The organism is Rhizobium sp. Root149, assembly GCF_001427345.1.
GTDB lineage: Bacteria > Pseudomonadota > Alphaproteobacteria > Rhizobiales > Rhizobiaceae > Neorhizobium > Neorhizobium rhizoryzae.
On the sequence record NZ_LMGD01000012.1, the window covers coordinates 795,057 to 818,810 of the forward strand.

21 protein-coding genes and 1 tRNA gene are annotated in these 23,754 nt (G+C 57.9%); 2 read left to right on the forward strand and 20 right to left on the reverse strand.

Going from position 1 to position 23,754, the window contains the following annotated elements:
- Positions 1 to 22: 22 nt before the first annotated feature.
- The 9 genes from ASD54_RS10670 to pcsA form a co-directional block, all read right to left on the reverse strand.
- Positions 23 to 1,504 (reverse strand): esterase-like activity of phytase family protein, encoded by a 1,482-nt coding sequence (locus tag ASD54_RS10670; RefSeq protein ID WP_062554536.1) that lies wholly within the window; start codon positions 1,502 to 1,504, stop codon positions 23 to 25.
- Between the two features lie 132 nt (positions 1,505 to 1,636).
- The gene (locus tag ASD54_RS10675; protein ID WP_062554537.1) at positions 1,637 to 2,296 is read right to left on the reverse strand and encodes a DUF502 domain-containing protein; all 660 of its coding nucleotides are present in this window, start codon (positions 2,294 to 2,296) and stop codon (positions 1,637 to 1,639) included.
- A 126-nt stretch (positions 2,297 to 2,422) separates the two neighbouring features.
- Positions 2,423 to 4,249, reverse strand: coding sequence for a glutamine--fructose-6-phosphate transaminase (isomerizing) (gene glmS / locus ASD54_RS10680; RefSeq protein ID WP_062554538.1), 1,827 nt, complete (start codon positions 4,247 to 4,249; stop codon positions 2,423 to 2,425).
- Between the two features lie 106 nt (positions 4,250 to 4,355).
- Positions 4,356 to 5,717 (reverse strand): bifunctional UDP-N-acetylglucosamine diphosphorylase/glucosamine-1-phosphate N-acetyltransferase GlmU, encoded by a 1,362-nt coding sequence (glmU, locus tag ASD54_RS10685; RefSeq protein ID WP_062554539.1) that lies wholly within the window; start codon positions 5,715 to 5,717, stop codon positions 4,356 to 4,358.
- A 163-nt stretch (positions 5,718 to 5,880) separates the two neighbouring features.
- A complete protein-coding gene (locus tag ASD54_RS10690) occupies positions 5,881 to 6,954 on the reverse strand; it encodes a BMP family ABC transporter substrate-binding protein (RefSeq protein WP_062554540.1) in 1,074 nt (357 codons plus the stop codon).
- A gap of 45 nt (positions 6,955 to 6,999) precedes the next feature.
- Positions 7,000 to 7,914, reverse strand: coding sequence for an ABC transporter permease (locus ASD54_RS10695; RefSeq protein WP_062554541.1), 915 nt, complete (start codon positions 7,912 to 7,914; stop codon positions 7,000 to 7,002).
- 3 nt (positions 7,915 to 7,917) lie between these two features.
- Complete coding sequence (locus ASD54_RS10700) at positions 7,918 to 9,009, reverse strand: ABC transporter permease (RefSeq protein WP_062554542.1); 1,092 nt, start codon at positions 9,007 to 9,009, stop codon at positions 7,918 to 7,920.
- Positions 8,999 to 10,561 carry an ABC transporter ATP-binding protein gene (locus ASD54_RS10705; protein ID WP_062554808.1) on the reverse strand — a complete coding sequence of 521 codons (1,563 nt, stop codon included), beginning with the start codon at positions 10,559 to 10,561 and terminating at the stop codon, positions 8,999 to 9,001. The genes ASD54_RS10700 and ASD54_RS10705 overlap by 11 nt, the downstream gene beginning before the upstream one ends.
- A gap of 163 nt (positions 10,562 to 10,724) precedes the next feature.
- On the reverse strand, positions 10,725 to 11,459 hold the full coding sequence (gene pcsA / locus ASD54_RS10710; RefSeq protein WP_062554543.1) for a phosphatidylcholine synthase: 735 nt from the start codon (positions 11,457 to 11,459) through the stop codon (positions 10,725 to 10,727).
- Positions 11,460 to 11,602: 143 nt separating this feature from the next.
- On the opposite strand from pcsA, the gene ASD54_RS10715 reads away from it, so the two are divergent.
- Positions 11,603 to 12,817: a UbiH/UbiF family hydroxylase gene (locus ASD54_RS10715; protein WP_062554544.1), complete on the forward strand. Its 1,215-nt coding sequence runs from the start codon at positions 11,603 to 11,605 to the stop codon at positions 12,815 to 12,817.
- Here ASD54_RS10715 and ASD54_RS10720 read toward each other — a convergent pair.
- Both ASD54_RS10720 and ASD54_RS10725 read right to left on the reverse strand, forming a co-directional pair.
- Positions 12,782 to 13,744 (reverse strand): AEC family transporter, encoded by a 963-nt coding sequence (locus tag ASD54_RS10720; protein WP_062554545.1) that lies wholly within the window; start codon positions 13,742 to 13,744, stop codon positions 12,782 to 12,784. The two genes, ASD54_RS10715 and ASD54_RS10720, sit on opposite strands and share 36 nt — an antisense overlap.
- A gap of 40 nt (positions 13,745 to 13,784) precedes the next feature.
- Positions 13,785 to 14,531: a cytochrome c biogenesis CcdA family protein gene (locus tag ASD54_RS10725; protein ID WP_062554546.1), complete on the reverse strand. Its 747-nt coding sequence runs from the start codon at positions 14,529 to 14,531 to the stop codon at positions 13,785 to 13,787.
- A gap of 595 nt (positions 14,532 to 15,126) precedes the next feature.
- On the opposite strand from ASD54_RS10725, the gene ASD54_RS10730 reads away from it, so the two are divergent.
- Positions 15,127 to 15,381 (forward strand): hypothetical protein, encoded by a 255-nt coding sequence (locus ASD54_RS10730; RefSeq protein ID WP_062554547.1) that lies wholly within the window; start codon positions 15,127 to 15,129, stop codon positions 15,379 to 15,381.
- Between the two features lie 202 nt (positions 15,382 to 15,583).
- Here ASD54_RS10730 and ASD54_RS10735 read toward each other — a convergent pair.
- The 9 genes from ASD54_RS10735 to ASD54_RS10775 all read right to left on the reverse strand — a co-directional run bounded on the left by ASD54_RS10735 (position 15,584) and on the right by ASD54_RS10775 (position 23,620).
- Positions 15,584 to 15,660, reverse strand: a tRNA-Arg gene (locus tag ASD54_RS10735).
- Positions 15,661 to 15,675: 15 nt separating this feature from the next.
- Positions 15,676 to 15,981 (reverse strand): ETC complex I subunit, encoded by a 306-nt coding sequence (locus tag ASD54_RS10740; RefSeq protein ID WP_062554809.1) that lies wholly within the window; start codon positions 15,979 to 15,981, stop codon positions 15,676 to 15,678.
- A gap of 334 nt (positions 15,982 to 16,315) precedes the next feature.
- Entirely contained in the window at positions 16,316 to 17,344 is a 1,029-nt protein-coding gene (locus tag ASD54_RS10745) for a hypothetical protein (protein WP_062554548.1), read from the reverse strand.
- A 38-nt stretch (positions 17,345 to 17,382) separates the two neighbouring features.
- On the reverse strand, positions 17,383 to 18,126 hold the full coding sequence (locus ASD54_RS10750) for a hypothetical protein (protein WP_062554549.1): 744 nt from the start codon (positions 18,124 to 18,126) through the stop codon (positions 17,383 to 17,385).
- A gap of 145 nt (positions 18,127 to 18,271) precedes the next feature.
- Complete coding sequence (locus ASD54_RS10755; RefSeq protein ID WP_062554550.1) at positions 18,272 to 20,212, reverse strand: AAA family ATPase; 1,941 nt, start codon at positions 20,210 to 20,212, stop codon at positions 18,272 to 18,274.
- A 49-nt stretch (positions 20,213 to 20,261) separates the two neighbouring features.
- Entirely contained in the window at positions 20,262 to 20,558 is a 297-nt protein-coding gene (locus tag ASD54_RS10760) for a hypothetical protein (RefSeq protein ID WP_062554551.1), read from the reverse strand.
- Complete coding sequence (locus ASD54_RS10765) at positions 20,555 to 21,100, reverse strand: hypothetical protein (protein WP_062554552.1); 546 nt, start codon at positions 21,098 to 21,100, stop codon at positions 20,555 to 20,557. The genes ASD54_RS10760 and ASD54_RS10765 overlap by 4 nt, the downstream gene beginning before the upstream one ends.
- A 238-nt stretch (positions 21,101 to 21,338) precedes the next feature.
- The gene (locus ASD54_RS10770) at positions 21,339 to 22,292 is read right to left on the reverse strand and encodes a hypothetical protein (protein ID WP_062554553.1); all 954 of its coding nucleotides are present in this window, start codon (positions 22,290 to 22,292) and stop codon (positions 21,339 to 21,341) included.
- Positions 22,289 to 23,620: a replication initiation protein gene (locus ASD54_RS10775; protein ID WP_082547169.1), complete on the reverse strand. Its 1,332-nt coding sequence runs from the start codon at positions 23,618 to 23,620 to the stop codon at positions 22,289 to 22,291. Before ASD54_RS10775 ends, ASD54_RS10770 begins: the two co-directional genes overlap by 4 nt.
- Positions 23,621 to 23,754 lie beyond the last annotated feature (134 nt).

Here is a 23,754-nt window from a genome sequence, read left to right on the forward strand (position 1 = left end):
TCCCCTCCTGTCTCAGTTGATATTACTGCTTCACGCCCGGAAGTGTGACGCGGAAGACCTGGAACATGGTATCGACGTCCGCGCCATCTGCAGCCTTGTAGGCGGCACCGACCTGATAACCGTCCTGTGTCAGGAAGTCGTTGTCGTTGGCAACGAACAGGAAGTAATCATCCGGCGCATTGGCATCGAGCGCGCTTGCGATGCTCATCGCTTCCCATTTTTCCGAAAGATTGTTCTTATCGTTCGGGGCGCCATTGTGCAGCCCGAAGCGATCGAGCTCAGCACTGTCGTTCAGATCGATGAAAGGCGTGAGCGTGGCAGGCTTGACCGAAGCATCGACAACGCCCTTGGGAGCCACCGGCTTGTCAGCATCAAAACTGGTGTTGGCAATGTCCGTTGCGTTAGACAGATCGACGGCAACGATCTTGCGGTACACCGACGTATCGCCCTTCAGTCCCTGACCGTTATTGCTGTCACGGGCCAGCATGAGGAAGGCCTTGTCGGACAGGGCGACGATTTCACTCTGCGCGGCAACGGCCACTTTACCCTTGTTATCAAAGGTGGGTAGCGGCACGACGTATTCGTGCAGCAGTTTTAGATTGTCGATGTCAGCGGCATCATACACCAACGCACGCGTATTCATGCGGGTCTGGCCGGAATCGCCACCATCCTGACGTACCGCAGACTGAAGAACAGCAATCACGAGCTTACCGTCCGGAGTCATCGACATGCCTTCGAGGCCCTGGTTGTTCTGGCGCCCGGTGTCCGGATCCTTGGGATCAGGCTTCTTGCCGTCTGCATCGACGTTATTGGAAGAGAAGTTCACCTCGCCCTTGCGCATCGGCAACAGTGATTTCGGCGGCTGCATAGCCGAGACCATCTTACCATCTGCGGTGAAGTGGTAGATGTAGGGACCATATTCATCACTGATCAGGAATGAGCCATCCTTCAGACGAACAATCGCTTCAGGATCGAGTGCAATCTTGCCCATGCGCGCCTGCGGGAGAAGCGGTAGCTTGCCGGATGCCGGGCGCGTTCCGGATTCAGGATCAAGCCCCGTCATGTTCTTCCCCTGATCGTCCGTCAGAAGGATTGTATCAGCGAGTTTTGCCTCCAGACCCTTCTGCTGCTTCTCGGCAGGTACGGCGCCGGCTGCGGGGGTCAGGCGGAATTCGATCCGGTTCAGGCGGTCATTGTAATCAGTGGTCCCTTCGACGTTGTAGCCACGATCCGGAAGCAGCCAGAGCGCTCCGGTATAAGCATCTCCGTCCTTCTTCCATGCGGTCGGATCAATCGCCATACCCGAACCCGACCCGAAGGTTTCGTTGAACTTGTCTTTCTGGTTCGCGGGGATACGACCAACGGCGACGAGACCCTTGGTGGAAATGGTGATACCGGCTGCTGATACCGAGCCTTCAGCATGGACTGCGAATGGCATCGCAAATACAGAGGCTGCCAGTGCAAGGCTGGCGCAACGGCGTGCAAACGTGGATGGAGACTTCATGAGAACAATCCTTTGAGGTGGAGAACCCATGTCTGCCCTGCGCTGCGCCTGTCGATCTGGCGCAAAGTTGAACATGGTGTGATCGCCGATTGTATCTATGAGCGATTGATGACAGTCCGATGAAGCTTACGCTCAGTTCACGACTGGCCTTGGCGTCCACTCCGGCGCGATAAGCCCCCCGGAAATCAGCAGCTTGGCCGCATCTTCAGGCGACATGTCCAGAATGATCAACTTTTCCTTCGGCACGAACATCAGGAAGCCCGCGGTTGGTACAGGCGTCGGTGGCAGGAACACAGCAATCATTTCCTGTCCCATTTCGTTAAAGCGATGTGCCAGTTCGCCTTGCGCTTCCGTCGCGATGAAGACCAGCGCCCAGGTTCCAGGTGAAGGGAACTCAACAAGACCGACCTTCTTGAACGAGGTCGACTGATCCTTGAGCACAGTTTCGAAAATCTGCTTCAGGCTCTTATAGAGCGTACGCACCAAGGGCGTGCGGTTCAGGATCGACTCGCCAAAATTGACGATCGACCGACCAATGAGGTTTTTGACCAGAAACCCGATCACGGTGATCAGAATCATCGCGATGAGCAGGCCAAGGCCCGGAATGGTGATGTCGAAATAGTACTGAGGATTGTAACGCTGTGGAATGTAGGGTGTTACCCAGCTGTCTGCCCAATCGATGAAAGCAAAGGTCAGCCAGATCGTGATGGCCAATGGCGCACAAATGATCAGACCGGTCAGGAAGTTATTCCGAAGCCGACCGGCGAGCGTTATGCGTTCCGGGCTTTCCATCCACTACTTCCAAGAATCATGCTGCACTGCCGTTGAAGGCGGGTGAACCCGGACAATGCCGGACCTCTCCCCGCCTCGCAAGTGCGTATCGATTAATATTTGGCAAGGCTGAAACCTTGCTCCCGGTCACTCGACGGTGACCGATTTTGCCAGATTGCGGGGCTGGTCGACATCGGTGCCCATGAAGACGGCCGTGTGATAGGCGAGCAACTGGATAGGCAGGGCGAATATCATTGGTGCAATGACTTCATCCACGTTCGGCAACACGATCGTTGCCATGGTGGCGAGTTTTGATGCAGCAGCGCCCTTTTCATCGGTGATAAAGATGATCTTTCCGCCGCGTGCTGCGACCTCCTGCATGTTCGAGACCGTCTTTTCGAAGAAGCGGTCATGCGGAGCGATAACGATCACCGGCATATGCTCGTCGATCAGGGCGATCGGGCCGTGCTTCAACTCTCCGGCGGCATAACCTTCCGCATGGATATAGGAGATTTCCTTGAGCTTCAGAGCGCCTTCCATCGCCAGCGGATAGCTGGTGCCGCGGCCCAGATAGAGCACATCCTTGAAGCGCGAGAGATCCCGCGAAAGCTGCTCGATTTGTGGCTGGATGAGGTTCAGCACCTTGCTCATGATGCGCGGCATCTCGATGAGATGGCGAACAAGCTCCTTTTCCTGCGCCTCGGTCAAGGTGCCTCTTGCGCGGCCCGCCTGAATAGAGAGCGCAGCCAGAACGGCGAGCTGGCAGGTAAAGGCTTTCGTCGAAGCCACGCCGATTTCCGGCCCGGCGAGAATTGGGAAAATTGCGTCTGCTTCACGCGCAATCGTCGATTCCTTCACATTGACGACGGCGCCAATCGGCAGGCCTTCTTCCTTGCAGTAGCGCAGAGAGGCAAGCGTGTCGGCGGTTTCCCCCGATTGGGAGATGAAGAGCGCGGCCTGATCTTTCGACAGCGGAATATCGCGATAGCGGAATTCCGATGCCACATCGATTTCCACCGGCAAGCGCGCATAGCGTTCGAACCAGTACTTGCCGACGAGACCGGACAGATAGGCGGTGCCGCAGGCGGAGATGGCAAGGCTGCGAAGGTTTGCGAAGTCGATCGCCTCGGCCTTCTGTTTGATGGAGCCAGAGGCAAAATCGACATAGTGGCTGAGCGCGTGAGAAATGATTTCCGGCTGCTCGTAGATTTCCTTTTCCATGAAGTGGCGGTGGTTACCCTTGTCCACCATCAGGGCAGCCGCTTGCGAGATCTGAACCGGGCGCTCGACCGGCTTGCCCGCAAAATCGGTGATCGTCACGCCGTTGGCGGTCAGAACCGCACAATCGCCATCGACCAGATAGGTGATCTGGTTTGTGAATGGTGCGAGCGCGATGGCATCCGAGCCCAGGAACATTTCGCCGCGACCATGGCCAACCGCAAGCGGAGGGCCAAAGCGCGCCGAGAGGATCGTACCCGGATCATCCTGAAACATCACAACCAGCGCATAGGCGCCGGTAACGCGATTCAACATGGCCAGCATCGCATCGCGATGCCCCATCCCCTCACGTGTGAACTTTGCCAGAAGATGCGCGACAACCTCGGTATCCGTCTGGCTGGTGAAAACGGCACCTTCTGCCGTCAGTTCATCGCGCAGTTCTGAAAAGTTCTCGATGATGCCGTTGTGGACGACCGCCACGCCTTCAACGAAATGCGGATGGGCATTGGTTTCGTTTGGAACGCCATGCGTCGCCCAGCGCGTGTGAGCAATACCGATGGTGCCGGGCAGCGGTTCACCGGCCAGTTTCTTTTCGAGATTGAAAAGCTTGCCTTCTGCGCGGCGGCGATCCATCGCGCCATCGTGGATCGTGGCAACACCTGCGGAATCATAGCCGCGATATTCCAGCCGCCGCAGCGCATCAACCAAACGCTCTGCAACGGGCTCCTTGCCAACGATGCCAACAATTCCGCACATGAAAACCTCTTCCGATAACTGCGAGCGCGCAATCTCTATCGCACTGCACGCAAGGCGCAATGAGAGCGCCGGTCAAATTCAATTTCTTACAGTAACCGACAAAGTGTTACTGACCTGCCTTCTTCGCGGCCTTGAACGCAAGCGCGCGCTCGCGCACCTGCTTTGCACGGTCAGGCTTCACTTCCTGCCTTGCGCGTCCGAAGGCAAGCGCTTCATCCGGCACGTTTTCAGTGATGACGCTGCCAGATGCCACATAGGCGCCATTGCCAATCGAGACCGGCGCGACGAGTGCCGAATTCGAGCCAATAAACGCGTTCTCGCCAATGCGTGTCTCGTGCTTGTTTATGCCATCGTAATTGCAGGTAATCGTTCCCGCGCCGATGTTCGAACCAGCGCCGATAGATGCGTCACCGATATAGGTCAGGTGGTTGACCTTCGCACCCTTGCCGATTGTCGCCTTCTTCACTTCGCAGAAATTGCCAACCTTCGAATCCGGTCCAAGATCTGCACCGGGTCGCAGGCGTGCAAAAGGACCGACCGTCGCACCTGACGCTACGTGAGCTCCCTCCAGATGCGAGAAGGCGTGGATGACAGCGCCGCTTTCCACGGTAACGCCGGGACCGAAAACGACATTCGGCTCTACCAGAACGTCCTGTTGGAGCACCGTATCGAAGGCGAGGAAGACGGTTTCCGGCGCAATCATCGAGACGCCCGACAGCATGATTTCGTGACGGCGGCGGTTCTGCCAGCTGGCTTCCAGCAACGCCAGTTCCGCCCTCGTGTTGCAGCCGGCCAGTTCTGCTTCCGGCGCATCCACTGCCACGACCTTCGCTCCGTCGGCGCGGGCGATCTCAACAAGATCCGTCAGATAATACTCGCCTTTGGCATTCTTGTTGTCGATCTTCTCCAGCCAGCCAAGCGCCCTGGCCCCGTTAATGACCATCAGGCCGCTGTTGCAACGGGTGACTTTACGCTCCTCCTCCGTCGCGTCTTTATGTTCGCGAATCGCGACAAGCTGACCATCTTCGACAAGAAGCCGACCATATCCTGTGGGATCGGCAGCCTCAAAGCCGATCACGACAAGATCGGCGCCTGAGCTCAGAAGTGACCGTGCGTTCTGGAAAGTTTCCGATCGAACCAGCGGAACGTCACCATAGGTCACGAGTATTTCGTCGAAACCCTTGGCGATCGCATCGCGCGCCATCAGGACGGCATGACCTGTGCCCTTGCGCTCTGTCTGCAGGACGGTGGAGACCGTCATTCCCTCGACTGCCCCAGCTTTTGCCACCGCATCCGCATCGCGGCCCAGCACCAGCACAGCATCCTGAATCTCTGCATCCCTTACCGCTCGCATGACATGCGAGATCATCGGTAATCCGGCGATCGGATGCAGCACCTTGGACATTGATGACTTCATGCGCGTGCTATCGCCAGCGGCGAGAATGACAGCGAGACAGGTGCGGGCCATACGACTCTCCATGTAAATTCGAGCCGCTTTTAGCAGCGTTTCGATTAACAGGCCAAGAACGTCGGTGTTGGGCTGCTTCAAGTTCTGTTTCGAAATATGTCGAAACGAAAAAGCCGCCTGCCATGAAGGCAAGCGGCTCAACAAATCAACGTGGTGACAAAGCTTACTTCGGAAGCTTGTCGTCAACGCCTTCGATGTAGAAGTTCATGCCCAGCAGCGTGCCGTCATCAGCCTTTTCGCCAGCCTTGAGCCAGGCGGAGCCGTCCTGCTTGTTGATCGGGCCGGTGAAGGGATGCAGTTCGCCAGACTTGATCTTGGCTTCCGTCTCTTCCGCCATTGCCTTCACATCGTCCGGCATGTTGGTGTAGGGCGCCATGGTCAGGATGCCGTCTTTCAGGCCATCCCAGATCTGCTCCGACTTCCAGGTTCCATCCAGAAGAGCCTTGGTGCGCTTGATGTAGTAGGCGCCCCAGGTGTCGACGATTGCAGTTAGCTGTGTCTTAGGACCGGCAGCGATCATGTCAGACGCCTGACCGAATGCCATGATGCCGCGTTCGGCAGCAACCTGCATGGGAGCAGTCGTATCCGTGTGCTGCGTCAGAATATCAACGCCCTGATCGATCAAAGCCTTTGCGGCATCGGCTTCCTTGCCTGGATCGAACCAGGTGTTGGCCCAGACGACCTTCAGCTTGAAGTTCGGGTTGACCGACTTCGCGCCAAGCTCGAAAGCGTTGATGCCCATCACCACTTCCGGGATCGGGAAGGAAGCGATGTAGCCTGCGACGCCCTTCTTGGACATCTTGGCAGCGATCTGGCCCTGAATATAACGGCCTTCGTAGAAGCGCGAGTTATAGGTTGCGAGGTTCGGTGCAGCCTTGAAGCCGGTCGCATGCTCGAACTTTACCTTCGGAAACTTCTCGGCAACCTTGACGGTCGCGTCCATGAAGCCGAAAGACGTCGTGAAGATCATCGCACAGCCGGAACGGGCCATACGTTCGATCGCGCGCTCGGCATCCGGACCTTCCGGAACGCTTTCCAGGTATGGCGTTTCGATCTTGTCGCCAAAGGACTTCTGCAATTGCTGACGGCCGATGTCATGCGCCTGGGTCCAGCCGCCATCTGTCTTGGTGCCGACATAGACGAAGCAGACCTTGGTCTTTTCCTGAGCCTGGGCGCCACTGGACAGACCGCCGAGTGCGGCTGCCGTTGCGGCAAGTGCGATAATGAGCTTCTTCATATTCAACCCCTGTTTGGCATGAAGCTTCGTTGTACGGTTACCGTTTCACCGATCGGGAACGAAAGGTTTCCCAAGCGATGCTGGCGTATTGATGAGCGTCGTGCGGCGATTATGCGAGATGATGATCAGCACGACAATAGTGACTGCGTAAGGCAGCATGGACAAAAACTGCGACGGCACGCCAATGCCGAACGCCTGTGCATGCAACTGAAGGATGCCGACAGCGCCGAAAATATAGCCGCCTGCAAAGACGCGCCACGGCCGCCATGAGGCGAAGACCACGAGCGCCAGAGCAATCCAACCGCGACCGGCGGACATATTCTCCACCCATTGCGGCGTATAGACGAGAGAAAGCTGCGCACCGGCGAGACCCGCGCAGGCGCCACCGAACATGACCGCGAGGTAGCGTGTGCGAATGACGTTGATGCCAAGCGCATGAGCGGAACCATGGTTATCGCCAATCGCACGCATCTTGAGGCCGGTGCGGCTTTTGAACAGAAACCAGTTCACACCGATAATGAGAACGATGCTGAGGTAGAAGGTAATGTCCTGCTTGAACAGCAGCGGCCCGACGAAGGGAATATCCGACAGAACCGGGAACACGATTGGCTGCAATTTCACGCCCGGTATCCCCACGAAGGATTCGCCGATCTGGCCAGAGAGCCCAAGACCGAGAATCGTCAGGGCGAGACCTGTAGCGACCTGATTGGTCACGAGCGTGAGCGTGAGGAAGCCGAAGAGCAGCGAAAACAGAGCACCGCCAAGAATCCCGCACAACACGCCGAGCAGCGGGGAACCTGTGAGATAGGATCCGGCAAAGGCGCAGACCGCGCCCATGATCATCATGCCCTCGACGCCGAGATTGAGTACGCCGGCGCGCTCCGTCACGAGTTCGCCGATCGCGGCAATGACCAGTGGTGTTGCAGCGGTGATGATGGTGAGAAGGATAGCCTCAATCATGGATCACGACCTCCCCTCAGCGGCAGCCCGATCCGAGCTAAAAATGATGCGGATGCGATACAGGATCAGGGTATCGCAGGACAGGACGAAGAACAGCAGCAGCCCCTGGAAGACGCGTGTTACCTTGTCGGACACGCCGATGGATAGCTGTGCCGCCTCACCGCCGAGATAGGTAAGCGCAAGAATGAAGCCGGACACGATGATGCCAAGCGGGTTCAAGCGCCCCAGGAATGCAACGATGATGGCCGTAAAGCCATAGCCCGGAGAAATGCTTGGCTGGAGGTGATTGATCGATCCGGAGACTTCCGAGATTCCGGCAAGTCCGGCGAAGGCACCGGAGAGCATCATCGAGAACCACACCATTCGACGGGACGAAAAGCCCGCAAAGCGCCCTGCCCGTTCGGAGCGTCCCAGCACGGTTACTTCGAAGCCCTTCAGCATGTAACGCATCATGAACCAGACGCCGACTGCAGCGATAAGCGCGAAGACGATGGCCCAATGAGCGCGACCACTTTCGAGCAGTTCCGGCAATACGGCTTCCTTGGCGAAGCTGATTGTCTGCGGAAAGTTGAAGCCCTTCGGATCACGCCACGGACCGCGCACCAGCCAGTCCAGAAACAGCTGGGCGATGTAGACCAGCATGAGGCTGACCAGGATTTCATTCGTGTTGAAACGCGTCTTGAGAAGAGCGGGAATTGCAGCGAACAATGCGCCGCCGATCGCTCCCATGATCAGCATCAAAGGCAAAACTAGCGGCGAATGCCACTGCGGCACAAGAACCGGCAGGATGGAACCGACAATTGCACCGATGGTGAACTGGCCTTCCGCGCCGATATTCCAGTTATTGGACCGGTAGCAGACCGACAATCCGACGGCGATCAGGATGAGAGGTGCTGCCTTGATGGCCAGTTCATGCAAGGACCAGACTTCCAGCAGCGGCTCGATGAAAAACGCATACAGTGCATGACCCGGATTCTTGCCCAGCATCCAGAACATCAGTGCGCCGAACAGAAGCGTAAGAGCCAGCGCCAGCAGTGGAGAGACGATCTGGAACAGGGCGGAAGCGCTGGCGCGCTTTTCAAGCTCAATGCGCATGGGCAGTCTCCCCGCCATGTGTCGAATCATGGATACCGCCCATGAGGAGGCCGATCTTTTCCAGAGTCAGCTCGCCCGCAGGGAAAGGCTGCGAAAGCCGACCTTCGGAGATAACCGCAATATTGGTCGCAACTTCAAAGATTTCGTCCAGATCCTGACTGATGACCACGACGGCAGAACCAGACCGCGCGAGATCGATCAAGGCTTGGCGGATACGGCTTGCCGCACCGGCATCGACGCCCCAGGTGGGTTGATTGACGATGAGGATCGACGGCTGGCGATCCAGCTCACGACCGATGATGAATTTCTGGAGATTGCCACCAGACAAGGAAGCTGCCGCCGGGTCGTCGCCGCTTTTGCGCACATCCATCATATCGCAGATGCGCTTTGCAGCGGAACGAATTGTCTCATGCCGGATGACCGAAGCAAAGCCGCCAGCAAGAAATGCCGTCCGGTCGGACTGGCTTCGCGACAGTAGAAGATTGTCGGACAGGGACATATCCGAAACGGCTGCATGGCCATGGCGTTCTTCAGGAACGAAGCCTGCCCCAAGCATACGGCGGCCATTGATGCCAAGGCGCCCCACCGGCTTGTCACGCATGCGGATTGTCTCCGCGTCGGCAACCGGATATTCGCCCGAAAGCGCATCAAACAACTCGCCTTGGCCGTTACCAGCAACGCCGGCAATCGCCAGAACCTCACCTGCGCGAACACGAAGGGAAACATCCTTCAGCGTCACGGCAAACGGCGTTCGTGCAGGCACATTCAGGCGGCGAACATCGACCAGCGTGGCTCCGAGAGCATTTGCATCGGCGCGATGAACGGCGGCAACTTCCGACCCCACCATCATGCGGGCGAGCGATGCTGGCGTTTCCTGACGCGGATCGCAGGCACCCGTAACCTTGCCGTGGCGAAGAACGGTTGCCCGATCACAGATGCGCTGGACCTCCTCCAGCCGGTGGCTGATGTAGAGTACGGACCGTCCTTCAGCCTTCAACTTGAAGAGTGTCTCGAAAAGCTTGTCCGCCTCCTGCGGCGTCAGGACCGAGGTTGGCTCATCCAGAATGATAAGCTTGGGATTTTGCAGAAGCGCGCGAACGATCTCGATACGCTGGCGCTCGCCAACGGAAAGATCGGCGACATGCGAGCTCGGATCCAGTGGCAGGCCGTAGGCGCGGGAAAGAGCCGCGGCCTCTTCCGCAATTTTTGCGAGGGGAATCTTTGGATCGAGCGATAGCGCAATATTCTCGGCAACCGTCAGTGCTTCAAACAGCGAAAAATGCTGGAACACCATGCCGATACCAAGCGAACGCGCATGGCCGGGTGATGTGACTGTTTGTGGCTTGCCGGTCCAGACGATCTCGCCTGCGCTTGGCTGAAGGACGCCGAAGAGCATTTTGACGAGCGTGGATTTGCCCGCGCCGTTCTCACCCAGAAGCGCATGAATTTCGCCGGGCGCTATCGTCAGATCAATGCCGTTGTTTGCGGCGAAGCTGCCGAAATATTTCGTCAAGCCTCGAACCTGAAGAAGCGGCACCGCTTCCTTGTCGATTGTTTCAGTCACTCGTATCCCCTCACACGTTCAGCCATGCCGCCTTCTTCCGAGGCGATTATCACAGCGACGTGCCGCAAGTTTTCCAGCGATGCTGGACGGCCCTCAATTGATACAAGTTTTGTTGCTGCGCACAACAGAAAAGACGTGCTTAAGCGAACACTTAACTGCTTTTCCCGAGGCTGGGGAAAAGCTGCAGGATGCCGCCAATACAGAAGAGATAGATCCCGGTTAGCACCACGCTCCAGACAAGCCATGGGGGCGACTCGAATTGCAGAAGCAGCGAATAGCCGCTCAGCGCGCACCAGAGCAGAAAAATCCCGAGGTTTAGCGGCCGCAGCCTTTTGACACGCACGGGGTGCAGGAAGTTGATCGGTAGGAAGGTCAGGATCACGGCCGCCATGACGACCAGAAGAGCCGCAGTCTCCGACGGCTTAATGACGAAGAGCGTGAGGATGACCATGTTCCAGACCACCGGGAAGCCGGAGAAGAAATACTCATCCGTCTTCATGCCCATGTCGGCGTAATAAATGGCGCTCGATACGACAATCATTCCTGCGGCGACGAAGGACCAGGTTTCGCCGATCATACCACTTTGATACAGCGCAAATGCAGGCAGAAGCACATAGGTCACGTAATCGATGATGTTGTCGAGCGTGTCACCGGACCAGTTTGGCAGGACTTCTTTCACGCGGACCTTCCGGGCAATGGGGCCGTCGATCCCGTCAATCAGAAGGGCAAGGCCAAGCCACCACCACATATCAACAAACCGATGCTCTGCGGCAGCGACAACGCCGAGGAACGCCAGAAATGAGCCGGAGGCCGTCAACACATGCACGGAGAAGGCACGGATCTCGGCATAGGGCACTTTGCGGTAATTGAAAATTCGCCTGATCACGCCCCACTCCGACCAACATATTTCGCGATTTGACGATATGCGGCCAATCGGCGCGCTTTGCAACCTTATCCCGGGCAGCCCATGGATAAGTTTGCGGAGTTTGCTTAAATAGCACGCAGGTCAAAACGAAAAGAAGACGTGACATGCAGGACTTCGAGATCGCAGTTATAGGTGAAGGTCTGGCTGGTTCGATCGCGGCATTGGCGCTTGCCCGCGCCGGACGCAAAGTGGCGCTGATCGCGCCTGTCTTTGAACGACTGGATCATCGAACGACTGCACTGATGGATCAGTCCATTCGCTTCATCGACGGTCTCGGCATTTGGGAGACACTTCAGGACAGCGCTGCGGCTCTCAGCACGATGCAGATCCTGGACGGCACCAAACGGCTACTGCGTGCGCCGCCGGCCCAGTTCCGGGCGGCTGATGTGGGTCTCTACGCCTTTGGCTACAATATCCCTAATCAGGACCTTATGACGGTACTGAGATCTGCCATCGCTTCTGAGCCCAATCTGCAACGCATCGACGCGAGCCTCGACACCCTGAGTATTGGAAACGACTCGGTCGCGCTTTCACTGAATAATGGGAGCAATCTCTCCGCCGAGTTCGTCGTGGCTGCAGACGGTCGGGGATCGCGCGTTCGCGAACTCGCCGGGATCTCTACCCGGCGGTGGGCCTATCCCCAGACGGCAGTCGTGCTGAACTTCTCGCACGAACAGCCGCACAACAATGTCTCGACAGAGTTTCATACCGAGACCGGGCCGTTCACACAGGTTCCTCTGCCAGGCAAGCGTTCCAGCCTCGTCTGGGTCGTCAAGCCGCAAGAGGCAGAGAGACTTCTTGCGTTGCCGCTGGCAGAACTCTCTCTGGCTGTCGAGACGCGCATGCAATCCATGCTTGGACAGGTATCCGTTGAAGGAGCGCCAGAAGCCTGGCCGCTTTCCAGCCTCATGGCGGAACGTTTTGGTAAAGGCCGTGTCGCACTCATTGGCGAAGCCGCACATGCATTTCCCCCGATTGGCGCGCAGGGCCTCAACCTTTCACTGCGCGATGTCATGGAACTGGTGAAGCTTCTGAGTTCTCCGACGAAGGCTGCGATTACCGCTGATGCCGGGGATCGTTTCAACCGCCAGCGCCGCGCCGATGTCATGACACGCACGTTCGGCGTCGATCTCCTGAACCGCTCCCTGCTGTCGGATTTCCTGCCAATGCAGGTGGCCCGTGCCGCTGGTCTGCATCTTTTGACGGCTTCCGGTCCCCTGCGCAATATTCTGATGCGCGAAGGAATTGAGCCCGGGCGGAGCTTCAAGGATCTGGCGGAGAGTTTAAGGCGTCCATTCAACCGTCAAAAAGCCGGATGAAATAAGGTAGAGCACGACCGGCAAAGTCAGGACCGACAATAGCGTCGTGATCAGGACTGTTGCCGACGCCCTTTCCTGCCAGACACTATAGTGCTGACTGATGACAAAGACGTTTGTGGCTGTCGGCAGCGCAGCGAGCAGCACGGCAGCATAGATCCAGTTTCGGTCGAACCCGCCGATCCAGGATAGCGACAGATACATGACTGTCGGCAAAACAAGCAGCTTTACTGCGGTGATATAGCCGATCTCCACCGGAATGCGCTTCAGCGGGCGCAACGCCAACGTCACTCCCATGGCAAACAGTGCGCATGGTGCGGCAGCTTGCGCGAGATAATCAATAAGCTGCTGAAGAGATGCCGCAATGGGTATTTGAAAGGCGGCGAAAACAAAGCCGCAGGCGGTTGACACAATGAATGGATGCATTGAGACGCGTTTCGCCACATCAAGCGCGACCGCGAGCGGTGGACGCGCGTCCCCCTTCGCAATCGCCATCAAGGCCGGTGCCACCACAAAATGGACCGCGTTTTCGAAGCAGACAATGAGCGCTACTGGAACGGCGGCAGCCTCCCCCAGGACGAGCAAAGCCAGGCCGGGCCCCATATAGCCGATGTTTCCATAGGCGGCACCGAAGGCCTGAATCACGCCTTCTGCCAATGTCGCCCGCCTCCAAACGGTGGCGATCACCAGCATCAGGAGAAAGACACTGTAAACCGTCGTCAATTGAGTGAAAATAAAGTCGACCCGCGTCAGGTCCGCCATCGGCGTTCGCGAGACCAACTTGAAGAACAAGGCAGGAAGCGCCGCATAGACGATGAAAATGTTCATCCAGCCCAGAGCATCGGCGTTCAGCCTACTCAGGCGCGCCGCCACAAAGCCGATTGCAATCAAGCCGAAGAACGGAATCAACAATGCGAGCGTGGCAGCCAATCGACTCATTCCCGGCAGATCATGAGTATGCGTGACCGGTCTATCCGATCTTCATGAGGATTGGGAAGCTTTGCTGAAACCAAATTGCAATATCGCTAATGAAGCCGAGCATAAATGCCACGCCAGTCACAACCAGCAGAGCGCCCATAACTTTTTCGACCATTCCCAGATGACGGCGGAAGCGCGCGAGAAAACGCATGAACGCGCCGGAAAATGCAGCTGCAATCCAGAACGGCACCGCCAGACCAAGAGAATAAACGGCAAGCAGAAGGGCTCCGTCTGACACGGTTTCGCGAGAGGCCGCAACACCAAGGATCGCGCCCAACACGGGACCGATGCAGGGTGTCCAGCCAAACGCGAATGCCAGGCCCATGACATACGCACCCGAAAGCGTGGCCGGCTTCCCGCCTGACTGGAAACGCGCCTCGCGCGCAAGCAGCCCGATTCGAAACACGCCTAGAAAGTTAAGGCCCATTACGATGATGATCAGGCCACCAATCTTGGACAGAAGATCCAGGTGTTGTCTCAACACCATGCCAATAGATGAAGCGCCCGCCCCCAAAGCTACGAACACGCTGCCGAAACCCAGAGTGAAGAACAGCGCGGTAATGAGAACAGAACGACGCGCTTCAACCGCCTGGGTCTGGGTGCCATTGCGGAACTGCTCAACGGAAATCCCTGCCATATAGCAAAGATAGGGCGGAACGAGCGGAAGCACGCAGGGCGACAGAAACGACAGCGCCCCGGCGAGCAAGGCGCTGAACAATGAGATCTCGGCAATCGACACTGGCTTCTCCTGAATCGTCCCTGCCCGACGTAGAGCCGCTTCATAGGGCTGCCCGTGGCCATACGCCTGAGATCCGAAAAATTCCAGTCACCTTCTGGTTCACAGCCGGACCTTCGCCCCAAGGATAAAACTTCGCGACCGCAAATGCCCACAAAATCTAGGTTTCTGAACCAATCGATCATCCAAGGGTTGTCAAAGCAGCGGCATTGTGATGCTGTGACACATCGCCGCGTTGAGGAGCGCGGTGTTTTTTCGATCATTCTTGGAGGAGAATAGTATGATCATTTCCGGCTTGGTTCTGGCCGCGGCCCTGGGTGCTGGCAGCATTGCCTATTTTCGCTGGCGCGACGGAATTTAATAACTTTTCCAACTCTGCTTGATTTACATCAAACAGCAATACGATTTTGACGGCTCTTGGGCCGTCAAAAGCAAGTCTCGTGGAGCTTCAGGTCTCATCCAAAAGACACGCGTCGCACGAAGCCACTCATTCGTCGGCATCCCGGATGCCCGACACCTGACACCAAAACCGAGACATTATCCGGAACTGAAAGATCTATGCGGCGTTAGGCTGGCATCAGAACCGGAGACGAAACCCATGAATAAACTGATCCTCGCCGCGGCACTTACACTCTCTTCCGTTATCGCTATGCCCGCTGCTTCCTATGCCGATAGCGTGACGATCCGGACATATGACGGCCCCGGTATGCACCGCGGTTGGGACCGCGCTCACCGAGGTCCACATGCCCGAATGGTTCGTGAAGAGCGTAGATCACACGACTGCATGACCAAGAAGGTGACGACCATGCGCCACGGCGAACGCGTGACCAAGGTCACCAAAGTCTGCCGCTAAACGAGGAAGCTTGATAACGGAGGAACCGGAAAAAATCCCCGTTTATCGCTGCAATGTTCAACAAAAATGCCCGCCTGCGATGCGCAAGCGGGCTTTTCATTGGTTTGCGATATGGCATCAATTCCCAGCGCGGAATGAACTTCTCAATCCTTCGATGGAGATCTCATATCAAACGACACGTCAATTAAGTCATTGAAAATACTGGCGACCCCTGCAGGACTCGAACCTGCGACCTACTGCTTAGAAGGCAGTTGCTCTATCCAGTTGAGCTAAGGGGCCACGGCCCTGCGCAAGTCAGTGCGTCCAGGGCTGGATCCGGTTGAAACGAAAGTTGTCGGAATAGGACACGATCTGCCGCGTCGCCTCTTTCGGCGGCAACACGCGATACTCAATACCGTTACGCTCTGCGTAGGAGACAGCCTGCTCCATCGATTCGAATGTCAAGCGAACCTGTTGCTGCATGTCTGAGGATGAGGTGTAGCCAAGGATCGGGTCGATGCTGCGTGGCTCTTCCTGATCGAATTCAAGAACCCAAAGATGAGTCTTCGCCTTGCCAGATTGCATTGCCGTTTTTGCAGGACGAAAGATCTTGGCGGTCATATCTTCGAAGCTCCCTTTCACGCATTGATTCTTCACAATACGTGGAAATTCTAAATCCAGCTGCAGGTTCCGTCCACCATAAGATGGCTTGATCCCGCATCTACTGGAGGAAGCTTAACCGTCGCTTTAAGACGGTGGTCGGAGTGGAGAGATTCGAACTCCCGACCCTCTGGTCCCAAACCAGCGCTTCGGACGACACTACACTCGTTCCATACGGTTGAGAACGTCGGTTGATCCCCGTTCGTTCCCGGTGAATTACGTTGTTCCGTTGGCGGTGCGTTGGCGGTAAAACGCCACCGGAACAACTGCTGAATGGACCGACTCCGATCCGGAGTCAAGCCGCTTTCTCCTCAGTGAGGAAGCGATCGCGGCGCGTTTCCGATCCGACCCGCTTCTTACGACCGAAAGCCTGGTTAACCGGAGAGAATTCGCCCGGGATGACGTGGCTGTAGGTCTTGCGGAGCGTCTCGACATCAGTAGACACGTAGACGGAGACGTCCTCGAGCGAAACTCCCGCCTGAAGCAACCAGGTCACGCAGGTGTGCTTGAAGGAATGTCGGTTGAGTTGCGCCGCCCGATCCTCGGATAGAACGTCCCGCCGAAGGCGAAGGAATGCCTTCTTGCAGTCGGCGGCCTCCCCTGCAAACTCCACCACATAGCGCGAGGGCTTCACCTTGCCATAGCCATCCCTCCAACGCTTCATGACTTCGACAAGGCGATCAGGGATCCGGCACGGGTTCGCCTGTTTGTTGGTGGGAACCCGCTCTCCTTTGGCAGCGCGATAGTAGATCTGGTTATCAAGGTCCACCCACGGGCGGTCTGGCTCGTCATAAAAGGAAGCGGTGATGATGTCGGCTGTTCGACTTCCGGTGAGCGCAGCGACGACCATGAAGCGGGCGATATGAGTGGCGACGCGATGGGTCGGCTGGCCGTGCCACATATGGCGCTTGCGGCGCGCCGCCTTGTAGAGCTTCAGGAATTCCTCCATCGAATAGTAGTGCATGCGTGCAGGAAGGCCTGACGGGATGGCATAGTTCAATTCGCCGTCGTACTTCTTCACCTTGCCTTCGGAAGCACAGAAATTGATGATCGCCCGGAACGCGATCAGCTCGTTGCGGACAACGGACTGCTTGCGGTCCTTCTGGTATTCCAAAGACTTCTTCCGCTTGATCTCCGCAACGAACAGATCGCCCCAGAACGCACTGAGGCGTTCGATCATACCGAGCAGCTCTCGACGCTTGGCCGTCGGCATCGTCGCAATGACATCCGCCTGCTCCTGTAGATAATAGAGAAACAGGTCGCCGATCTTCACCTCGGAGGCCAGAAGACCGTCCTTGATCTCCACCTTCGAATAACGCTCCACATTGTATTCATGCAGCTTCAGGAGCGCCTCCTGCTTCGCTACCTTAGATTCTTCGTCAGAAGAGAAAGAGCATCCTGTCGCAGCCTGTTTTCCGTCGTGGAGGATGACCCAGGTGCCTTTGTGAGTGAGCTTGCCCGTTTTGTCGTAACGGGGCTTTCGTTCAAAGAGACGGGGTTCTTCGACTTCTCTTGGCATAGGTGCAGCCACTCCTTGATCATCAATCGCGTAACATAAAGGTTCTTCTCATTCGGCCTGAACACGGCGAGCTGCCCGCGCGAAATGGCGTTGCGGAGCGTCTTGACCGTAATGTTCGGCCCAACCTTGCCGGGGACGTTCTTGCCGACGTAGAGCTGTCCGCCCAGTTCCGGAAGACACACGACCTCGAATAAGGTCAGTGGCTCATCGGGATGCGGATCCCTGATCTCAAGTTCCGGCTCGGCGGCAGCCTCCTCCGGAGGGACGAAGCGATCCAGAAGACCCTTGATGATCGCAAGAGCTTCTGCGGCTTCGATGTCTTCGGCCTTTTGCTGCTCGATAAGGCGGTCGAACGCGGCCATGATGTGATCGGGGTCGTCTGGATCGAAATAACGATAACCGTCCTCGACCGGAATGTCGTCCTCGCCCGGGAAGCCGTGGATCGCACGCTGCTGGCGCCAGATCTCCTCCTGTTCGAGTTCGGTCTGACGCAGTTGCTCCATCTCGTCGAAGTAAGCATCCCGGTTTCGCTCCTCATCAGCCATGCGGTCGATGAAGGGCTTCAGGCTTATGATGTTGTTCGTCACGGACTGCTCCGTTGTTATCATTGAGTTTCTAGGAACCATAGAGGTAGAGCGCTTAATGCTGCCTCTAGGATTTCGGTGAATTCTTCGTGAAAATCCCCATAGCCGACCTAGCGCTTCGTGTCCGGGAGTCTTCTGAAGCCGCCTCCTACATCGCCAGCGCAAGCTGGACGGGCTTGCCGTATTCCAGGACAGTACGGGTGACGACCTCGCCATCGAGTTCGCCATTTTCAGCGAGTTCTTCGGCGAGACGTTCGATGAGGTCTTGGTAGCGCTCCACGATGGTCGCGGCGCGCAGGAGCTGCTCGTGCAGGATGTCGTCGGCAACGGACATCATCTGATGACGGCGCAGCGTCATGTCGCCTCCGCGGCCTTCCGAGACCAGGCTGCCCCCGAAACCCGCGACGGCGGTCATATGCAAGGCCGCTTCGGTCGCTTGACGCAGGTCGTCAGCGGATCCGTCGCAATGGCTACCGTACATGTGGTTCTCGACCGCGATCGACCCGAGCATGACGGCGACCTCGTTCTCGTACCAATGTTTGTCGCGACGGATCATACGCTGCGCCTCGAAGTGCGCGAATCCGGCGGCCTGGAAAGAAGCGTCGGCGAAGATCTCCTTCTTGACGACGATGCGCTTCAGCTTGCGGTGCCCGAGTACGACACCGACGACGGCGTGACCCATTTCATGGATTGCCGTCGACAACAGTTCCTCGCGTGACATGCGATACATCTCCGGCATCGCCGCTGCGATATGCTCCACAGAGATCGGCACCATCTTGCGCCGGGCCATGCGCCGGGCATCACGGGCAACGCGTTCGAGGTCGGCGCCGCTGAAGCCTTCCGTGCGGCTGATGACTGACTGCACGTCGAGACGCGCCTGCAGGTGATACTGGAGGATGGCCTCACGCGCGGGAGCGTCGGGGAGATCGATCTGGACGTGACGATCAAGGCGGCCCGGGCGCAGCAGAGCGGTGTCGATGCCGCCAGGATAGTTGGTCGCGCCGATGACGATCACACCGGAGCGTTCAACTGCACCATCAAGGCATTCGAGCAAACCGTTGACCACACCGCGATTCCATTCGTCGCTGTCCGCACGACCGAGGCTTCCGCGCTGCGGGAAGTTGTCGATTTCATCGATCAACAGCACGCACGGAGAGTTCTCGCGGGCCTCCTTGAACGATTCACGCATCGCGCGCAGCAGACTGCCCTGATGTCCGTCACGCGTTCCGATCCATGCCGAGTAGCTGCCCACGACGAGATGAGCACCCAGAGAGTTGGCCAATGCGCGGGCGAAGGTCGTCTTCCCGCATCCGGGCGGGCCGGACAGCAGCAGGCCATTGTCGACATCATCCCAAACGATGCGTCCAGCCGTGTAGTCTTCGAGATCGCGCTTGAGTTCGAGACCCCAGTCCTTCGCGGCGCCGTAGCCGTGCAGGTCCTCAAGCCGCGGGCCGTCGTCGGACTTCGCGGCGATCGCGGTCCCCTCCTCGTCCTTCGGCTCGGTCATGCCGCGCATGCGTTCGAGGACGGAACGGATTCCGCGACCGGTCTTGCGGAGAACAGAACGCAGTTCAAGCGGCATGGCAAGGATCTCCGCAGCCTCGTCGAGCGATACCTTGGCGCCAGTCGCCTCGAAAACCGCGCGCTGCACGAGGGGGAGATCCAGCTTCTCGATGTCGATCACCTGGTCTGCGATCGCCGATGCCTTCGAGGCTAGAACCTTGTCGACTTCGACGCGGCGGCACAGCAGCACGGTGCGGCGGATTCCGAAGGCAACGTTTTCCCAAGGATCAGTAGAGCCGACGGTCTTGCCGTTGACGACGCGGTTACCGCCCTCGAAAACGTCAACGTAATGATCACGGCGATAGCGACGCACGTCGTAGTCGCCGTCGTCGTCTTTCGAGACACCGACCGTAAACTCCTTCATCAGGTCTCCGGCGGCACCCTGCCAAGGACCATGGGAGACCCCATCAGGCAGCACCACGACGAGGACGTACGCTTTCGCCGCACGGTACGGGCGCAGAGCGCGCATGAGGTGGAGGTCGGCGATGCAGCGGTCGAGTGTTTTGGTTTCGTCGTCGTTGGACATGTCGGTACCCACTTGTTGGTTGGAAATCAGGTTCGGTGGGTTGGAGGGGTCAGTTCAGGCAGTCGTCACAGATTGGCATGATGTGGCCGGGCCGCTGCTCGGCGTGGTGGCTGCCGCACTCAACGCAGACATTCCAGGAAGTCGAGGACAAGCCTTCGCACAGCTTGGTCGCCCGCCAGAAGTCCTGCATGCGAACGGTGTTCTTGTCGATGTCGACTGACAACCAGCCGCTCTTGGCAGAGAGGTTCGTGATGACAATGCCCCGGAACTCGCGCTCGGTCTTCTCGACGAACTCCTGAGCGAGCGGCTGCCAACCTTTGGGGAGATGGTCAATCGTGGGGGTCATACGAGGGTCTCCCGAAGTTCGTTGAAGGTTCGCGGGCCGAAGTCCATGTCGGCAACATCGATTCCGACGTCGCGGGACAGGCCGAGCGGAGGCATGTCGCCGTGGCTGTGTCCAAAGAAGTGGAAACCGCCCCTGCGCATGGCGGGCCACGTCCGGTGAGCGTAGTGGCTCAGGTAGACACGGCTGCCGTCGGCACCGTCCGTGGTTTCCATCGAGTGTTGCGGCGGGACATCCCACGGCAGCGCGGCCAGCGTCTTCCGCAGGCGGCCGCGGTTGTCGAGGTCGTGATTTCCGATGACGAGGCGCTTGCGGCCGTTGATGGCGTGGAACAAATACTCGACGTATTCGTGCATGCCGGACAAACAGAAGTCCCCGAGGACATAGAGGATATCGTCCTTGGCGACCCGGGCGTTGATGCGATCGACGATGGCGACATCCATTTCCTCGGTCGAGGAGAACTGGCGGGTCTCGTGGCAGTGCTGGAGGATACCGGGATGTGAGAGGTGGAGGTCGGCGACGTAGAATTTGGTCGTGAAGGACATGGGTAACTCCGAAACATAGGACACGAACGAGCAGACCGCCGCGTGGCGGTTCAGGCAGCTATTCGGGCTATGCGGAGATTGCTCATGTTGACGTCGCTTTCGTTATCCGGGACAAGAAGTAACAGGACCCGGAGGAGTTGTGAGCCCATCATGTACCGGATCCTGTGATAGTGGTAAAGAGAATTTTAACGGATAAATCCGTTATACTATCATTGTACAGCGAGGGCCGATTATCTCGTCAGTGGTATGAGCGATCGGTGTAAGCCCCGAAACGAAGCCATCTCAAATCAGGCTCCTCATCGTATCCGCACGATTTGAAATGCGCGCGCAGCGCAGCATGGAGTTCGGCCTTGCTCTTCCAGCGGCTGCCGAACTTTTGCTCTGTCACCTTCTCCAGTTCACGGATCATGTTTTTGGCGTGGGCGCGCAGGTAGTACTCCTCGCCCTCCCGGATACGCTCCATTTCCTCGGGATCGAACCGGGAGAACTCATCCTCCTCGAACACGACATCCACGCACTCGTTCGGATCGGGTGCCCTCGCAAGCCACTCCCGCTCCCGGGTCACGTAATCAGGTACAGGCGGGTTCGTGGCCTCGTACTCGAGCTGACGGAGGCGGTTCGCCGCCAGGAAAGCGTCGAACCTGGCGCGGCTCGCTGCCGCCACCTCTTCGGCTTCTACAGCCATTCTTTCGCGGCGGGCCTGATCAAATACTCGGCGCACCTTCCGCGCCTTGGCAATGCGAGCTGCGTCATATCCCACAATCGCACCTGCATTCGAGATGTATTTCGCTTCTCCCTCAGGGGTCATCAAGCTGTAGGAAAGGCGGAGCTCCTCGGGCTTCATGAGCATCTCGCGCGGCCACCCCTCGGGGAGTTCACGGAGATCTTTGCCCGCCGGACAGTTGTTGACGACGCGGCTGATGTCTGTGTTCAGGTCTGACACCGCAGCCTCGAACTCCGGGGCCTTCATGCGCAGATGATGCTTTGCAAGCCGAACGACATCGGAAAATGCGGTATCGAGTCCGCCGCTACGGATGACGATGGGATCGATTGCTGCGTCGAGATCCGCCTTGATCTGCGCAATGAGCTTGTCGAACCGGGCGCGGTGCTCTGCTTCGTGCGCAGCATCCTCTGCGGCGATTGCTAGAAGGTTGGCTTTCAGAACGGCCTTTGGTAGTTTTCTCGTGCTCATGCCGCCACCTCCAGATCGAGCATATCGAGATCGGCAATGAGGTCTTCGTTCTTCATCCAGAAATGGCCCAGATCCCGGTCGGTTGGGTTGACCTCGAAATCTCGCTGGCGCCGCTCGCCATCAGCGTTCCAGACAACTCTCAGCGTCCGAGGCTGGTTGCCCGTCCAGAGGTGGTCGTCAATCACGGGGGCGATGTCAGAAAGGCCGTATCCTTCGGCAAGGATTACCGAGATCGTTCCTTCCTGCCGCTGCACCCAGGATTCGAACGCGGCGTTCAGCCCATCCTTCTGCAGGATTTCCATGATCCGCTCGTCCGCGAAGGCTTCTGTCCACATCGATGCGACCACCGTAGCCGGTTCGCCGAGGCGGGTGGCTGCGCGGCGCAGATGATCCTCTGCAGGCATCTGAGTGGTGTCGTCGACGGCCGCGTCCTTGGCGATCCGACGGACACGCGTGCGCGCCGATCTGTCCATCTCCGCCTTCTGGATCTCTTCGGGCGTTACGGCGGCGTTGCCCACTGTGATCACGATCTCCGTGACCGGGTGTCCACGTCCGGCGCCTCGGACGTACTCACAGGAAATCTCGAAACGGCGGACATGCTCATGGATGTCGGCGATAACGGGGTTCAGAACTCGGGCTTCGAAGTTGCCGAACTTCCACGTCGGCGGCTTCCATCCGAGAATCTCCGCCAGTTCCTGCGGTGTCCAGCGCATGGGTGGACGGAGTTCTCGGCCGGCCATCAGGGCTAGCCTCGGATATAGGCGGTGCGCGTACTTCGAAGAGAAGCGCGGGAAGGCACCGAGTTCGAGGTGCGTGTAGACCTTCGCGGCAAGGATCGCTTTGCGCACACTCGGAAACATCTCGACCTTGATGAAGCGTTCGCCCGCCTTCGTAGAGACGGAGCAGTTCATGAGCTGCACCCGCTCGCCGGCCTCCTCGAAGCCCTCCTCGACATCGAGGAAGTCGTAGCTGACCCATGTGGAGGAGAGCGCCTTCATGTGGCCCATCAGCCGCGACGACTTCTCGAGCTGGAGATACTCCTTGGCATCAGCGAATGGAACGCGGCAGGGTTCGTTCTTAGCGAGCTGCGGACGGACCCTGGCCATAAGGTACTCGTAAAGGGCGGCGGACGTTGCTGTCATCGCCTCTTCCGGGGTGTCTCCCTCACGCTCTCCGTAGAACCGGATGGAGTTGATCAGGGCCTCCCCCTTTTCCAAGGTCGGCTCCTTCTCCACGCTGGCGCGCTCGCTCTGAAGCAGCAGCGACATGTCGCCCCTCACGCCCGGCCTTACCGCCCCCGTCGTGCCTGTTTTTCTGAAATACCTCATGTGCCGTTCTCCCTCTCTGGCCAGGACAATGGTCACCGCCGGCGGAGAACGAAACAAGAGTGCGGATACATTTTAGCCCGAGACGAGACGAAAGAATTTGCTCCGTTAGTGACGGAGAGGTTACGTCTCGGGTT

What these genes read in the sequence shown, in the direction of transcription:
- ASD54_RS10775 (WP_082547169.1), bottom strand. Translation starts at nt 23,620, where the DNA reads ATGAGGTATTTCAGAAAAACAGGCACGACGGGGGCGGTAAGGCCGGGC.
- ASD54_RS10700 (WP_062554542.1), bottom strand. Translation starts at nt 9,009, where the DNA reads ATGCGCATTGAGCTTGAAAAGCGCGCCAGCGCTTCCGCCCTGTTCCAG.
- glmS (WP_062554538.1), bottom strand. Translation starts at nt 4,249, where the DNA reads ATGTGCGGAATTGTTGGCATCGTTGGCAAGGAGCCCGTTGCAGAGCGT.
- ASD54_RS10740 (WP_062554809.1), bottom strand. Translation starts at nt 15,981, where the DNA reads ATGACCGCCAAGATCTTTCGTCCTGCAAAAACGGCAATGCAATCTGGC.
- ASD54_RS10695 (WP_062554541.1), bottom strand. Translation starts at nt 7,914, where the DNA reads ATGATTGAGGCTATCCTTCTCACCATCATCACCGCTGCAACACCACTG.
- ASD54_RS10715 (WP_062554544.1), top strand. Translation starts at nt 11,603, where the DNA reads ATGCAGGACTTCGAGATCGCAGTTATAGGTGAAGGTCTGGCTGGTTCG.
- ASD54_RS10760 (WP_062554551.1), bottom strand. Translation starts at nt 20,558, where the DNA reads ATGACCCCCACGATTGACCATCTCCCCAAAGGTTGGCAGCCGCTCGCT.
- ASD54_RS10755 (WP_062554550.1), bottom strand. Translation starts at nt 20,212, where the DNA reads ATGTCCAACGACGACGAAACCAAAACACTCGACCGCTGCATCGCCGAC.
- ASD54_RS10730 (WP_062554547.1), top strand. Translation starts at nt 15,127, where the DNA reads ATGAATAAACTGATCCTCGCCGCGGCACTTACACTCTCTTCCGTTATC.
- glmU (WP_062554539.1), bottom strand. Translation starts at nt 5,717, where the DNA reads ATGGCCCGCACCTGTCTCGCTGTCATTCTCGCCGCTGGCGATAGCACG.
- ASD54_RS10690 (WP_062554540.1), bottom strand. Translation starts at nt 6,954, where the DNA reads ATGAAGAAGCTCATTATCGCACTTGCCGCAACGGCAGCCGCACTCGGC.
- ASD54_RS10770 (WP_062554553.1), bottom strand. Translation starts at nt 22,292, where the DNA reads ATGAGCACGAGAAAACTACCAAAGGCCGTTCTGAAAGCCAACCTTCTA.
- ASD54_RS10675 (WP_062554537.1), bottom strand. Translation starts at nt 2,296, where the DNA reads ATGGAAAGCCCGGAACGCATAACGCTCGCCGGTCGGCTTCGGAATAAC.
- ASD54_RS10670 (WP_062554536.1), bottom strand. Translation starts at nt 1,504, where the DNA reads ATGAAGTCTCCATCCACGTTTGCACGCCGTTGCGCCAGCCTTGCACTG.
- ASD54_RS10765 (WP_062554552.1), bottom strand. Translation starts at nt 21,100, where the DNA reads ATGTCCTTCACGACCAAATTCTACGTCGCCGACCTCCACCTCTCACAT.